Source organism: Pseudarthrobacter naphthalenicus (assembly GCF_029076445.1).
In the GTDB taxonomy this organism is placed as follows: domain Bacteria; phylum Actinomycetota; class Actinomycetes; order Actinomycetales; family Micrococcaceae; genus Arthrobacter; species Arthrobacter naphthalenicus.
The window spans coordinates 438,410-452,083 of the sequence record NZ_JARESG010000001.1 but is presented as its reverse complement, the minus strand read 5'-3'; the positions used below and the strand labels follow the sequence as shown (position 1 = coordinate 452,083).

12 protein-coding genes and 2 pseudogenes are annotated in these 13,674 nt (G+C 61.4%); 7 read left to right on the top strand and 7 right to left on the bottom strand.

Annotation, left to right across the window (positions count from 1 at the left end; all coding sequences use genetic code 11):
* Positions 1 to 117 precede the first annotated feature (117 nt).
* From PY310_RS02085 to PY310_RS21605, 6 genes and pseudogenes are all read right to left on the bottom strand, one after another.
* Positions 118 to 888, bottom strand: coding sequence for an LGFP repeat-containing protein (locus PY310_RS02085; protein ID WP_275212476.1), 771 nt, complete (start codon positions 886 to 888; stop codon positions 118 to 120).
* Positions 889 to 1,716: 828 nt separating this feature from the next.
* Positions 1,717 to 3,147, bottom strand: a complete 1,431-nt coding sequence (locus PY310_RS02080) for a bifunctional dTDP-4-dehydrorhamnose 3,5-epimerase family protein/NAD(P)-dependent oxidoreductase (protein WP_275212475.1) — start codon at positions 3,145 to 3,147, stop codon at positions 1,717 to 1,719.
* 3 nt (positions 3,148 to 3,150) lie between these two features.
* Positions 3,151 to 4,149, bottom strand: a complete 999-nt coding sequence (gene rfbB, locus PY310_RS02075) for a dTDP-glucose 4,6-dehydratase (RefSeq protein WP_275212474.1) — start codon at positions 4,147 to 4,149, stop codon at positions 3,151 to 3,153.
* Between the two features lie 182 nt (positions 4,150 to 4,331).
* Positions 4,332 to 4,883 carry a M15 family metallopeptidase gene (locus PY310_RS02070; protein WP_275212473.1) on the bottom strand — a complete coding sequence of 184 codons (552 nt, stop codon included), beginning with the start codon at positions 4,881 to 4,883 and terminating at the stop codon, positions 4,332 to 4,334.
* A gap of 30 nt (positions 4,884 to 4,913) precedes the next feature.
* A pseudogene (locus tag PY310_RS21610) lies at positions 4,914 to 5,003 on the bottom strand (hypothetical protein); the annotation flags it as partial.
* Positions 5,004 to 5,179: 176 nt separating this feature from the next.
* Positions 5,180 to 5,374, bottom strand: a pseudogene (locus PY310_RS21605) (LGFP repeat-containing protein); the annotation flags it as partial.
* 474 nt (positions 5,375 to 5,848) lie between these two features.
* Here PY310_RS21605 and PY310_RS02065 point away from each other — a divergent pair.
* The 7 genes from PY310_RS02065 (at position 5,849) to PY310_RS02035 (ending at position 12,436) form a co-directional block, all read left to right on the top strand.
* Positions 5,849 to 7,069 (top strand): polysaccharide biosynthesis protein, encoded by a 1,221-nt coding sequence (locus PY310_RS02065; RefSeq protein WP_275212472.1) that lies wholly within the window; start codon positions 5,849 to 5,851, stop codon positions 7,067 to 7,069.
* Positions 7,070 to 7,115: 46 nt separating this feature from the next.
* Positions 7,116 to 8,189 carry a glycosyltransferase family 2 protein gene (locus PY310_RS02060; protein WP_275212471.1) on the top strand — a complete coding sequence of 358 codons (1,074 nt, stop codon included), beginning with the start codon at positions 7,116 to 7,118 and terminating at the stop codon, positions 8,187 to 8,189.
* Positions 8,190 to 8,194: 5 nt separating this feature from the next.
* On the top strand, positions 8,195 to 8,944 hold the full coding sequence (locus tag PY310_RS02055; protein ID WP_275212470.1) for a glycosyltransferase family 2 protein: 750 nt from the start codon (positions 8,195 to 8,197) through the stop codon (positions 8,942 to 8,944).
* A complete protein-coding gene (locus tag PY310_RS02050) occupies positions 8,941 to 9,357 on the top strand; it encodes a DUF2304 domain-containing protein (protein WP_275212469.1) in 417 nt (138 codons plus the stop codon). The genes PY310_RS02055 and PY310_RS02050 overlap by 4 nt, the downstream gene beginning before the upstream one ends.
* A gap of 32 nt (positions 9,358 to 9,389) precedes the next feature.
* Positions 9,390 to 10,277: a glycosyltransferase family 2 protein gene (locus PY310_RS02045; RefSeq protein ID WP_275212468.1), complete on the top strand. Its 888-nt coding sequence runs from the start codon at positions 9,390 to 9,392 to the stop codon at positions 10,275 to 10,277.
* Between the two features lie 24 nt (positions 10,278 to 10,301).
* Positions 10,302 to 11,396, top strand: coding sequence for an NAD-dependent epimerase/dehydratase family protein (locus PY310_RS02040; RefSeq protein ID WP_275212467.1), 1,095 nt, complete (start codon positions 10,302 to 10,304; stop codon positions 11,394 to 11,396).
* Between the two features lie 257 nt (positions 11,397 to 11,653).
* Positions 11,654 to 12,436 (top strand): hypothetical protein, encoded by a 783-nt coding sequence (locus PY310_RS02035; RefSeq protein ID WP_275212466.1) that lies wholly within the window; start codon positions 11,654 to 11,656, stop codon positions 12,434 to 12,436.
* A gap of 40 nt (positions 12,437 to 12,476) precedes the next feature.
* Here the strand turns inward: PY310_RS02035 and PY310_RS02030 are convergent, their stop codons facing one another.
* Positions 12,477 to 13,661 (bottom strand): acyltransferase family protein, encoded by a 1,185-nt coding sequence (locus PY310_RS02030; RefSeq protein WP_275212465.1) that lies wholly within the window; start codon positions 13,659 to 13,661, stop codon positions 12,477 to 12,479.
* Positions 13,662 to 13,674: the final 13 nt, after the last annotated feature.

Below are 13,674 nucleotides of genomic sequence, written 5' to 3'. Positions count from 1 at the left end.
GGAAGAGGCGGCGCCCAGTGCACCGCCTCACCCATAGCGCAGCACCCAGCGGCCACGACAGCACCAACTCACCGGAACAGCAATACCAACAACCCGGAACACGCGTACCAACTCAAGCTATCTGCCATTCTGGGCACCGACGCTGTTCCAGACCGTGTTGATTCCACCGGCGACGGCAAAAGCTTCCGAAGCAGGGAAATAGGCGATGCTTCCACGTTCAAACTTTTGGTAACCGCCACCAAACCGTTGGGCTGTGATTTCGTCCGTTATCGGATTGCCAACCAGGGAGGCTACCGTGGCGTGTTTGGCCGCGATGGAACCCTGGACAGCAAGAGGCTCTTGGCCTGCGTCGATTTTGCCCTGAATCGCGAAACGGTCTGTCCGCAGGGTGCCTATACCGGGCCCTTCCACCTGAAAGAAGTTGTTCCCCGTCGGGCTTCCGACCACCGCATGCTCCACATTGGGATCACCAACATAGCCCTCCGGTGCTCCCGAGGTCCAGCGCAGGAACGGGCCGACGGTTCCGTTTGCTGCCCGCCCAAATTGTTCTTGAGTACACGGGGCGTCAAAGCAGCCTTCGTCCAGGGTGTAGTTGATGGTGCCGGTCGCGTCCGCGTCCTTGGTAACGGTTCCATATGGGTGCGTGATTGTATAACTCGTATTTGGAGTCACGCCGGCGACGCGAATACGGATTCGGCCAAAGGCCACCTGGTCACCCGCCTTGACTGCTTCGTTTGCAAAAGCGGCTTCTTGCGCCATCACCAGCAAGGCACTTGTGTTCCCGGACTCGATGGACGCCTCTCCTGCCCACCAGAACGCCTCATCCGGGAAGTTGTCGGGGTAGGACAACGGCTGGTCGGGGCGGGGCGAAAGTCGGTCGCCAGGCACAGCGGCCCGTCCAGGCACAGCTCGAGTTGCAGCGGACCCAGCCCCGCTGCAACGTTGCCTGCATCGGAATACCAGGCCGGAAAGCCATGGCTCGGGTCAATTGGCCCCGTGTCACTCAGTGCCGCTTCTGCGGGAACTGCAACGGTGGCGACCAGCATTGCTCTCGCCGCCATCCCGACAGTCGTTTTGCCCAGCCATCGCCGAGGCAGCCAGTGCCCATGACCTCCGCGATGGGACCCGCTGCTCAATTTGGTCGGATACATCTGAAACCATCTCCTAATACTTGATCGGGAGCGTTTCCACCCGCGGCTTCCCGTGCCGCCAAGTATCCGGGGACGAGCTTGCGGAAACCCTTTGGTAGTTAGGACCGGAGGTTTGTGCTTCGAGCGCAGGGACTTAGTCGATATAGCCGTGCCTGCGCGGACGCGAAGAAAATGCTCAACGGGACAGCCCCGGCTGGCTTTCTTCAGTCAGGCACCCCTCGACCAGGAACACCCCAATCAGGGCCGAATGTGCGCCCTGCCGATGCCCGCCGCTTGCGTTCTCAATCCCTTCCGAATGACGATGGAAAGAGACGACCGGGGACTGAGCGTCAGTCCCCGAAAGGACTCGTCCCCAGTCGCAGCCGAGGGCGCCGCCTACCGCCGCCGACTCACTGATCAGGATCCCTGTAGGTCCAGCAGGCCACCTAGAAGCGTGTGTAGGAATAAACACCTGCACCGTAAGGCTCCAGGCCTCGCACAGCGCTAGCCAAAACAGCTTTCCGGAGCGCACGTGACGCGTACGACCGGGCAGTGATAAGCGTGGAACCGCTGGTCCTTGGACGAGCTATTGTTCGTTTGGAAGTCCCAGCCCATGAACATACTCTTTCAAAGCCTCTTTCGAATCCCGCGGTGAGAAGCCCTGAGAAGCCAGTTTGCTGAGATCCAGTGTGCTGTTAAGCGGTCTCGGAGCAGCCCACTTATCTTTGAAATACTCGGCTGTGCTGACTCCCGTTACGGCTTGCCCGTCCACGCCGACCAACTCATACACTTCAGCAGCGATGTCAGCCCAACTCTGTGGTATGCCATCGTTAGTCAAGTTGTAGGTTCCGTAAGTAGCACCGGTTTCAAGGAGGTGCCTGATTCCCGAAGCTATGTCTGTAGTGAAACTCAATCGGCCGATCTGATCATTGACAACGGACGGTTTGACGCCGCGCAAGGCCAGGTTCGCCATGGTCCGTACGAAGTTGTTACCGTCGCCAATTACCCAACTGGTCCGCACGATGTAATGCCGCGGCACCACGGTAACAATAGCGTCTCCAGCGGCCTTCGTCTGTCCATATACACCCAATGGCGTGAACTGCTCGGCCTCGTCATGTACGTCACGGACGCCGTCGAACACATAGTCGGAAGAAATGTGAACCAGAGCAAGGTCATGGGCGACGGCGGTCTTCGCCAAGTACGACACCGCCGCAACATTGACGGTCCAGGCGGCCGCGCGGCCTTCAACGGTTTCCGCGGCATCAACTGCTGTATAGGCGGCAGCATTGATGATCGTGGAGTAGTTCTTCCAGTTCCGGGACTTGTAAGCGTACTCGTTGGCCAGGTCAAATTCTGCACGCCCAACGAACTCCACGGATACGTCACCGTCGTAAAGGTCCCGCAATGCCTTGCCGAGCTGTCCATCGGCGCCTACCACCAGGATCTTCTTCCCGGGCATGGGGACCACGTCCGCCAGGCGTGGATGCGCTTTGTCCTTGTCGGATAGTTCGGCCCGCTCCAAGGCGATGGGCCAGTGAATGGCCGCCGTCTCATCCGCAAGATTCAGGAACGTGTACTGGCCCTGTGCGTCCGCCGACCAGTGGTCGTTGACCAGGTAGGTGTAGGCCGTATTGTCTTCCAGGGTCTGAAAGGCGTTGCCGACGCCACGCGGGATGAAGATTGCCTGGCTCGCGTCCATCTCCGTGGTAAATACTGCGCCAAAGGACGGGCCTTCGCGCAGGTCGACCCAGGCCCCAAAAATGCGCCCTGTGGCCACCGAGATGAACTTGTCCCACGGCTCGGCGTGGATACCGCGGGTGGTGCCGACCTTCTGGTTGAAAGAAATGTTGTTCTGGACTGGACGGAAGTCCGGCAACCCGAGGGCAACCATTTTTTCCCGCTGCCAGTTTTCCTTGAACCAGCCACGATTGTCACCGTGGACCGGCAAGTCGTACAGGACGACGCCGGGAATCGGCGTTTCGTGTGCGGTCAGCTTTTTCGAAAACTCGATCGACATCGGCTACTGGCCCTGTTCCTTGTACTTGGCTTCGGTCTGGGCCTTCTGTGGCCGCCACCAGTCTTCGTTGTCCCGGTACCAGGCGATGGTGTCCACGATACCGGCGTCAAAGTTGGAGAACTGTGGCTCCCAGCCCAGCTCATTGCGGAGCTTGGTGGAGTCGATGGCGTAGCGCAGGTCATGGCCCGGGCGGTCCACCACATGGTCGTACGCATCCGGGGCCTGGCCCATATGCTTCAAAATCAGCTCAACAACATCCTTATTGTTCTTCTCCCCGTCGGCTCCGATCAGGTACGTCTCACCGATCCTGCCCTTGGCAATGATGGCCAGCACCGCCGAGGAGTGGTCGTTGGCGTGGATCCAGTCACGGACGTTCTCGCCCTTGCCGTAGAGCTTGGGCCGGATCCCGTCGATCACGTTGGTGATCTGGCGCGGGATGAACTTCTCCACGTGCTGGTACGGCCCGTAGTTGTTCGAGCAGTTGCTGATAGTCGCCTGCAGGCCAAAGGAACGGACCCAGGCGCGGACCAGCAGGTCAGAGCCGGCCTTCGTAGAGGAATACGGGCTTGAGGGGTTATACGGGGTCTGCTCAGTGAACCGCTCCGGGTCATCCAGTTCGAGGTCGCCGTAGACCTCGTCGGTGGAAATGTGGTGAAAACGCTTGTCGTGCTTCCGCGCAGCCTCAATCAGCGTATAAGAACCGATGATGTTCGTGTCCAGGAAGGGGCGGGGATCGTGCAGCGAGTTGTCGTTGTGTGACTCCGCCGCGTAATGGACAACAACGTCGGTCTCCGCCACCAGGCGGTCCACCAGCTCCGCATCAGCGATATCGCCGCGGACGAACTCAAAACGGTCTTCCGGCAGGCCCCGCAGAGACTCCAGGTTCCCTGCGTATGTCAGATTGTCTAGCACGGTGACCTGGTCATCCGTATTTTCCAGGACGTAATGGACAAAATTTGAGCCTATGAACCCGGCACCGCCGGTTACGAGGAGTCGCGACATATTCATAGGTTACCGGCTGGCTGTTGGTTCCTTGTCATCCATCAGGGTGTCCAGGCCCTATCGGCCTCGGCTCAATAACTGGGCGCCGGCGGATATCCGTAGTACTGCTCAAGGGTGGCAATGCCACGGCGGTGCATGTCCATAGCTATGTCCTTGCCGACGTACCTTAGGTGCCATGGTTCTTAGGCATACCCTGTCCAGTAGCTCATTCCTGCGGGGTACCGGACGATAAAGCCGAACTCATGGGCACGATTTGCCGCGAATTGCCCGGCGGCCGTTTGGGCAAAACAGTCCTGGAGCCCGCAGGCTCCACCAGGGTTCCCGATATCGACGGCCAGCCCGCTTTGGTGCTCGGAAAATCCGGCGCGAGCAGAGATCGTGTCAGCGCGTTCCTGCCCATACATAGCCACATAGCTGTTGTAGAGCGTCGCCTGGGTTGCGTAGCTCCGGAAGCCGCTGATCACCGTCACCGGCACGCCTGTGGTAGTTGCGGCATCGGCAAGCTGCCAGAAGCCCAGAGCTGCCTGATAACGCAAGGGGTGCCCGCCGACATTCACCATGTCGGAAGGCACATAGTCAATGGGCGAGAGTGGACAGCGCTTATTGATGACCCGCTGGTACTCCCCCGGCAGGTAGTACGTGACGGTAACGCCTATGGATGGGTGCCAGGCCAGGGTGCCGCCCTGGAAATTCTGGGTGCAGCCGGCATCACCGACGCAGACCTCCTCGGTCAAGGGGTAGCCCAAACGCCAGTTCTCCCATCCGAGGGTTCCCAAGACGTAATCAATGGAACCTCCCGTGGCATAGGCGCCGATGCCCGCCGCCCAATGGACCTGACCTCCCTGGAAGGACTGATAGCAGCCACCTGCCCACTAAGACCGCATCGTTTCGCGGCCACCGGATAGCCCAACGGACCGGATTCGAAGCCTCCGCCCGCCCATCTGTTTCTGATGGCCCCCCAGTGCGTCTGCTGTGCACCACTGGCAGTCGACCAATGGATTTGCCCGCCCTGAAAGCTCTGATAACAGCCCGACGTGACAAGCCCGCAGAATTCATCCGTAACCGCATAACCGAGCCGGCCTTGTTCCCACCCCTGCTGCTGCCAGAGGGCGCCCGCCGCACCCCAGGTGGCACGGGCTCCAGTGGCGGGCGTCCAGTGGATTTGGCCGCGTTGGCAGTCCTGGTAGCAGCCTCCGCCGGCGAGCCCACATCTTTCTCCGCCGATGGCGGCACCAGGATTGCCAGCCGGTCCCCCGAGCGCCTGATATTCGTCCTGGATCGGGGACGCTGCCCAACCGGGGGGTGACGACCAGGAGTCCGGCCAGTAGGCACAGGACGGTTAGGACCGTTGATACAGCGGGAACCCGAATGTACTTCATGTTCACCTGACTACTTGGTGGAAAGTAGAAATTTCCAGATGGACCCTCGCCGGGCAGGTGTATCACTGGCTCGTGCAGGTGATTCAATAGGCCCCGAAGCAGTACGGAACCATGGGCTTTTGCACCTTGTCTCGAGAACGGGCTAAGGCCGAAGCAAGAGCCTTATCGTAAGATCGAAAGGCGCCTGGGAAAGCCAGGTATCGCGTCGCCACGGAAAGCCCTCAATGAATTTGCCTTGGAAAAAGTCCGCCTCTGCGCAACCAGAGGAGGAGCCTGACGCTGCCAGTGACCGAACCATCAGCTCCAGAAGTGCGTCGGGCGTGGGCGCTGCCTCCATCGTCTCCGCGGCTGCTGGGTTCACCATCCTGGTGATTGCCGGAAACCACCTCCGCCCCGAGGAATATGCACAGTTCAGCGTGTTTTGGGGCGCATTGTTTGGCATCTTCGGTGTGCTGTCCGGCATCCAAAGCGAGACCACCCGAGCGGTTCGATCGGCGGAAACCCTGGGCGGAGCCCCCGGCGGTGCACAACGGCACCCCTCGGTATTGGCAAACGGCGTTCTGGTGGGGGCAATCCTGGCCGTCCTTGTCCTGGCATCCTCCTGGCTGTGGGCGCCGTCCGTCCTCGGCATTAACACCCCCTGGCTTTTGCCCACCCTGGTTACCGCCGCAATCGCCTATTCTGGCCATTCCGCCCTGGCAGGCGCCTCAGCAGGAACCCAGGATTGGAATTTGTACTCCAAACTAATGAGCGCTGAGGCAGTGTTCCGCCTGGCGACCGTAGGCACCGTGGCGCTGCTCGGCGTCGGACTCCTGGGTCTCGAACTCGCCTGCGCACTGGCTGCGATCCTTTGGCTGGTTTTCCTACTGGTCGCACCCTCTGCACGCCGCGCCGCAGTTGCCCGCGCCGATGTGCCCCGCACGGCGTACATGAAGCAGACCGGCCACGCCATGCTCTCCTCAAGCGCCACGGCTGCCCTCATCGTAGGCTTCCCTGTGATCCTGAGCTTCACCAGCAGCGCGCAGGAACTGGCCGCGGCCGGCGGGCTCCTCCTCGCCATCCAACTCACGAGGGCGCCCATCATGGTTCCGCTCCAGGCGTTTCAGGGTGTGGCCATCGCCGCGTTCGTGAACCAGCGCGATCGGGGCGTCCACGCGCTGATCACACCCGCGGCCCTCTTCCTCGCGGTGGGTGTGGCAGGCGGGATCGCAGCTGCTCTGCTGGGTCCCTGGCTCATGGAACTGCTGTTCCCCGGCAAATACGATGTACCTGCCTGGCTCTTGGCCGCGCTGACATTCGACGCCGCGCTCATGGCTGTCCTGACGCTTACCGGGACAGCAGCCCTAGCGGTGGGCATGCACCGCGGCTATTCCGCAGGCTGGGTCAGTGGCACGGTGGTCAGCGTGCTCTGCCTCCTGTTGCCGCTGCCGCTGCCCATCCGGACGGCTGTGGCCCTTGCGGCAGGACCCGTCGTAGGCGCGGCTATCCACGTGGCTTCGATCCTGCGTCTCGGGAGATCAGCCGCTGCTGCGACCACCTGATCTGACACCACTCTCCCCCGCCGACCACCCCAACGAAGGAAGACCTGTGACGAACAATTCCGACAGTCCGCGGACCACGGTGATTCTGCCCGCATACAACGCCGCTGGCTTCCTGGAACGGGCGGTGCGCAGTGTCATGGCCCAGACGGACCCAGACTTCGAACTGGTCATAGTGGACGACCACTCCACCGACGGAACGCTGGATTTGGCCAGGAGGCTCGAGGAGGAGTTCGAAAATCTGACAGTTATCGCTTTGCCCTCCAATGCGGGAGTGTCGGCCGCGCGGAACGCCGGCCTGGATGCGGCCCGGGGATCCTGGATCAGCTTCATTGACAGCGATGACCAGTACCTGCCCGCATTCCTCGAAACCATGCACGCAGCCACCGCACCAGATGTGGACCTTGTGGTCGGCGGCCGGATCGTGGTGCAGCCGGACGGCACGGAAACGCGCAATGGTTCGCGCGCGCTCGGCGAATTCGACGGCGCAGAAGCCTGCCGGTTGGCCATGTGCGACCAGCTCACTCCGTTCCCATGGGACAAGCTGTATCGGCGGGAACTGTTCAGCAAGGTCCGGTTCGCCGAAGGTGCCGCACGGTTCGAGGACATGGCTGTCAACGTCATTTTGCACTCACTATCCCGCCGGGTTCGATCCATCGATACGCCGGTTTATCGGTACTACATCATGGATGCTTCCCTTACCTGGGGCAGGGTTCCCACGGTGGCGGACACCACGGTGGCCATGAACCACCTGAACGAACACCTGGACCAGCGGTTCAAGGAGGGTAAGTACGGTGCCGCCTATGACTGCATGCGCTCTCTGGTAATCCTGCTGGTGGCACAAAGCGCGATCGCCCGCGGCACCGGCTCACCCGCCGCTGCCGCCACAGTGGCCGAGTGCCGGAAAGACCTTAGCTGGCGGATGCTTTACCGGACCCTCGCTGTGCACATAATCATCGGCGCCGGCGCCGTGTTACTCAAGCTGACGCCTTCCCTGTACGCCTATCTCTACCTCCGCCACATCCGCGCTGCATATGGCATGGGAAAGCCCCAAACGGCCTCGTCAGAAATGCCTGCAGCCGGGCCGCCCGCCACCCCCGCCAGCGGTTCTGGTATAGATTAGTACCTATGTCAATCCCCCCCTACACCCGCGCCCTCGTAATCATGCCGGCGTGGAACGAAGCGGAGTCCGTTGGCAATACCGTCCGCGAAGTGCTGGCGCTGAGTGAGACATATGACGTTCTGGTTGTGAATGACGGTTCCCAGGACAACACGGCTGCGGTAGCCCGAGAGGCAGGAGCCGTAGTTCTGGACCTCCCCTTCAACCTTGGCGTAGGCGGGGCCATGCGTGCCGGCTTCAAGTACGCAAAGCGTAACGGATACGACGCCGTCATTCAGGTGGACGCGGACGGCCAGCATGATCCCAAGGAAATTTCCCGGGTGCTGGCTGCCTTGGCGGATGCAGACATTGCCATCGGCGCCCGCTTCGCAGAGCGCGGCACCTACAAGGTCACGGGACCACGGCGCTGGGCCATGGTCCTGCTCGCCAAGGTCATCTCCGGCCTGGCCCATACCCGCCTGACGGACGTCACTTCTGGATTCAAGGCTGCCAATCGTCGTGGCATCGATCAGTTTATCGACCACTACCCGGCTGAGTATCTGGGCGACACCATCGATTCGCTGGTTGTGGCCATCAGGTCCGGCTGCGTGATCACCCAGGTTCCCGTGGAGATGCGGGCGCGCCAAGGCGGAACGCCCAGCCACAACCCGCTGAAATCTGCCATCTACCTAGGCCGGTCGGTGTTTGCCCTGCTCTTCGCCCTGACACGGCGACGCTCGCAGATCCAAACACCTTCCCCACAACTCGAAAGTGCATGATCTTGCCCGTTCTGGCTGCTTTCATACTTGCCCTCGTCATCGTCGTCCTCGTTTTCGAGATGCTCCGCCGGAAGAAGCTCCGCGAGAAGTATGCGGCGCTCTGGCTGGTGGTCGGTCTGGCCACACTGATCCTTGCGGCATTCCCGCAGCTTTTGGCTCATACGGCCCAGCTCCTCGGCGTGCAGGTCCCTTCCAACCTCCTGTTCTCTTTGACCATACTGTTGGCGCTGGGCGTCTGCCTGCACCTTTCGTGGGAAATCTCTGTGGTTGAGGATGAGACCCGCACCCTGGCCGAGGAAGCAGCAATCCTGCGAACCCACATTGAACGGCTGGAAGCCAGGATGGACGCCGAATTGGCTGGGTCTTCCCGGCCCTCATCAGCAAACGAGCCCGCTCCCCTTGACCGCGGCTAAAGCCGCACTGCCCAAAACGCATTGGATCCCTTATGGCACTTGATATTTTCATTCCCTACTGGGGCGACCCGGACTACATGAAGCAGACGGTCCGCAGCGTCCTCGAACAGGACTCTGACGACTGGCTCCTAACCGTCGTTGACGACGCTTACCCTGACCTCGAGATCCAGCGGTACATGGCCGGGATCGACGACCCCCGCGTTAAATACATCCGCAAGGAGCACAACGCCGGAATTACTGAGAACTACAAGAGCTGCGTCGCCCTCGCTACCGAGGAGGTCATGGTCATCCTGGGCTGTGACGATGTCCTGTTGCCCAACTACGTGAGGGTAATCAACGCCGCCCATCAGAGGTTCCCCGAGGCCGCCATCATCCAACCTGGCGTACGTGTCATCGACGGGGACGGCAGCGTAGTGCGAACACTGGTGGACATAACCAAGCAGCACCTTGTCCGGCCCCGGACCCAAGGGCCGCGTCTCCTGTCCGGCGAGTCTCTTGCGGTCAACCTGATGCACGGCGACTGGCTCTACTGGCCTTCACTCGCCTTCCGCACTGACAAGATTCGTGCCGTCGAATTCCGCTCCGGCTTCCCCATCATTCAAGACCTCGCCCTGGTGATGGACATGGTCTACCGGGGAGACCAGCTTCTCCTCGAGCCCACAGTGTGTTTTTCATACCGCCGGCACTCGGAAAGTGCCTCATCCACCAAGTTGGTTGACGGCTCCCGCTTTGCCGGCGAACGCGAGTACTTCGCGGTATCGGCAGAACAGGCCAGGCTCAACGGCTGGACCAAGGCCTCCCGCGCGGCAAATTTGCGCCTAACGTCCCGCGCCCACGCACTCGCCCTCTTGCCGAAGGCCGTGGGCAGGAGGAACTTCCCGGCCGCGAAGGTCCTCCTTGGCCACACATTCGGTAACTAGATGTCAGCTTCAGAAAGGCCCATCATGACAACAACGAACCCCGAAGCCGAGTCCCAGGGAACGGTCCTGGTGACCGGCGGCGCCGGCTTCATCGGGTGCGCAATCTCAAGCGACCTCGTGGCTAACTTCAGCCGTGTGGTGGTGGTGGACAACCTGCACCCGCAGATCCATGCCTCCGGTGAGCGCCCCGGCGGGCTTCACGAAGGTGCCGAATTGGTGGTTGCTGACATCACCGAGGCACAGACCTGGGACCAGGTCCTCGCCGACGTCGCTCCCGACTTCGTCATCCACCTCGCCGCCGAAACCGGGACGGGGCAGTCGCTGGAGGAATCCACGCGGCATGCGCACGTCAACGTAGTGGGTACCTCGCAGATGCTTGACGGATTGAACCGCCACGGCAAGCTCCCCCGGCGGATTGTCCTGTCCTCCAGCCGCGCGGTCTATGGCGAAGGCCCCTGGGACGATGCTGAGGGCCACCGGTTTTACCCCGGGCAGCGCACCAGCGCCACTCTGGACAAGGCCCAGTGGGATTTCCCCAACGCCACGCCTGCAGCCATGAAGGCCTCCGAGACCTTCCCCGCTCCGGTCAGCGTCTACGGCGCCACAAAGCTTGCCCAGGAAAACATCCTTCAGGCCTGGGCAAAGTCGTACGGCGTTGAGACCGTTATCCTGCGCCTCCAGAACGTCTACGGACCAGGTCAGTCCCTCATCAATCCCTATACAGGGATTATGAGTTTGTTCTGCCGCATGGCTATGGGCGGAAAATCCATTCCGCTGTATGAGGACGGCGAGGTCCGGCGGGACTTCGTCCTCATCGACGACGTAGCCTCGGCTATCGTGGCTGGCGCACTTTCCCCTACCGTTCAGGGAGAGCCGATGGACATTGGCTCCGGGGAATTCCAAACTATTGGTACCGCCGCCAAGATCATTGCGGCCCGCTACGGCGCGCCGGATCCGCACGTCACCGGCCAGTACCGTCAGGGCGATGTGCGGCATGCCTGGGCTGACGTCGAAGCTGCGAAGGCCACGCTTGGCTGGAAGCCTCAGTACAACTTGGAACAGGGCATCGAACGGCTCAGCACATGGATTGACGCGCAGCCGGACGTTCAGCCTTACTAGGCCATTGCCGGCGGAACAGCAGGCGACGGCGGTACCGGAAGCTTGAGTTCTAGCGGTCGTTGCAACACCCCGAGATTTTGGGAGTTGCAACGACCGTGCCGTCTTTAACGGAAAGATCGCGTTCTAACAGGACGTGCAGCCAGTTCGATAAGGATCTGTTTTTCGAGGCTCTGGACCGTGGCGGGACTGTCGCGTCGGTGGCCCGCGAGCTCGGTCTGGACAAGATGGCCTGTTATCGGTGGACACGGGCTGCAGGGATGCAGCTCCGGAAGCAGGAAGCCTCGCCGGACCAGAAAGATGCCTTCTTCGATCTGTTTGGCCGGCTTGGTAGCGCCACGGAAGCCGCAGCGCAGCTCGGACTGAACAGGAACACCTGTTACCGGTGGATCCAGAAGGCCGGGCTGGCCCGCAAGCGCGCCGATCAGCCCAGCCGGGAGGACTTCCGCCGGTTGCGCGAGTCCGGGCATTCGCGCCGCGACGCGGCCCGCGCGTTGGGCATCCATCCCACGACCGCGGGTGAGTGGGATACCGGGGTCCGCAAGACCGGCAGCGGACGTATTTACCCGGACGGGCGGGTGGTGGACTACAAACAAGGAGTGAAAAGCTTTGACACCCCTTCGGGACAAGCCTTGGGAACAGCATCGCCGGGGCTGGCCGCACTGGAGAGGGCCATCGACCCCCGTTACCTCTCGCTGGAAGAACGGGAAAGTATCCGGGACCTGCGGGAAGCCGGCGATTCCCTTCCCCGCCCCAACGGGCCCAACCCTGAAGGAACCCACCAAAGCAGAGGAACCAGCCCCAGCAGCAGGCTGAGCGATAGGGCAATGCGCGCAGAAAATGTCCGGGCTGTAGGGAGTGCCAACAGGCAGGCCAACAACAGGCCGATGGTCCAGCCACCGGTCAGGAAATCTGTAAGGCGCAGCGCAATCACGACTGCGGCCGCAGCAACAAAGGCGACGGTTCCCCTCAGCAGGGCGCCTGGTTTGGCTGCCCGCGGGGCCTGGAGGAACCAGCCGCTCCGGCCAGGCACGGCACGGTGAGTATCGCGACGCTGGGCCCCGCGACGGGTCTGCCCAGCGGTCACGAGGAAGTACGTACGGAGTCGGTCCTTGTGGCAGCTTGTTCAATAGGCGCGATAGCCATCGTTCTCTCCACCGGTATGGCTTTGGGCCGGTGATCCTTGCGGCGGACTCTGCGCATCACTGGCCGCTCAATCCAAACCCAGCTCGCGATCGCCGTAGGGATGGTGAGGGCCGCGGCAGCCAAGGAAAACAGGACAAGGCCCCACTCCTGGCCCCCGAAGACTGCCAGCAGTTGCTGGAACGCAAAGGCATAGATGTAAACGCCGTAGGAGACGTCATTCTTTGCGATGAGGCTGGGCTGCGGAAGCCAGGTTGAAATCCACAGGGTGCCGTAAGCAATCAGAACCCCGGACGCCTGACCGCCCCACAGCGGAAAAGCGGAAACCATGAGCAGCGACACGATGAGGCTGGCGACGGCCGGAACCCAATGGATTCCGATCCGGGACTTCCAAACGAACAGGACAGCACCGCCGAGGAAGAACGGCAGGAGCTTCAACAACAGCACTACATCAAAGTTCCCATTGGTGTACCGGTTGATGACGTCAATGTTTGCCTGCGCTGCGACCGAAGCGGCAAAAATCAAGGTAAGGAACCAAGGGGACTTCCGGAAAATCGCGAAGCACCCGAGCGCGGCCACTACGAGATAGCACAAAAACTCATAGTAGAGACTCCACAGCGAGCCGTTCCACGCCCCTGCGTAGGGGACATTGAGGGGCGTTCCAGCAACGTCGTAATGGTTCATTTTCAAGGTCAGGTTGGAAATGAGGAAATTCAACGGTGACGTGGCCGTGCTGAAATAACCCGACAGGCTTCCCCGAGCGACGAAGTAACCGATAGGTGCGAAGAAGGCCACCATTGTCAGCAGACAGACAATGAACGCCGGCATGATCCGGGCCACGCGGTGTACCAGATAGTCACCTAGTCCGTGGCTGAACCTGCTGCCGGTGATGAGGTAGCCGCTGATTACAAAGAAGCCAGAAACCGCCCATCCGCCCAGCGTCTCCCCGGCGAAGACCGGCTCGTTAGCGGAACCAGTCAGCGGCCAGCTGTGATGAACCAACACGGCCAGGGCCAGGATCAGCCGGATGAGGTTCAGGCTGTTGTTCCGGGGATCGAGTGGCTTGCCCAGGAGGAGTCCTGCAGGGGCTTTTTTTGATGACACGCGGGCTCCGGTTCGGCTCATGGGAATTGACACT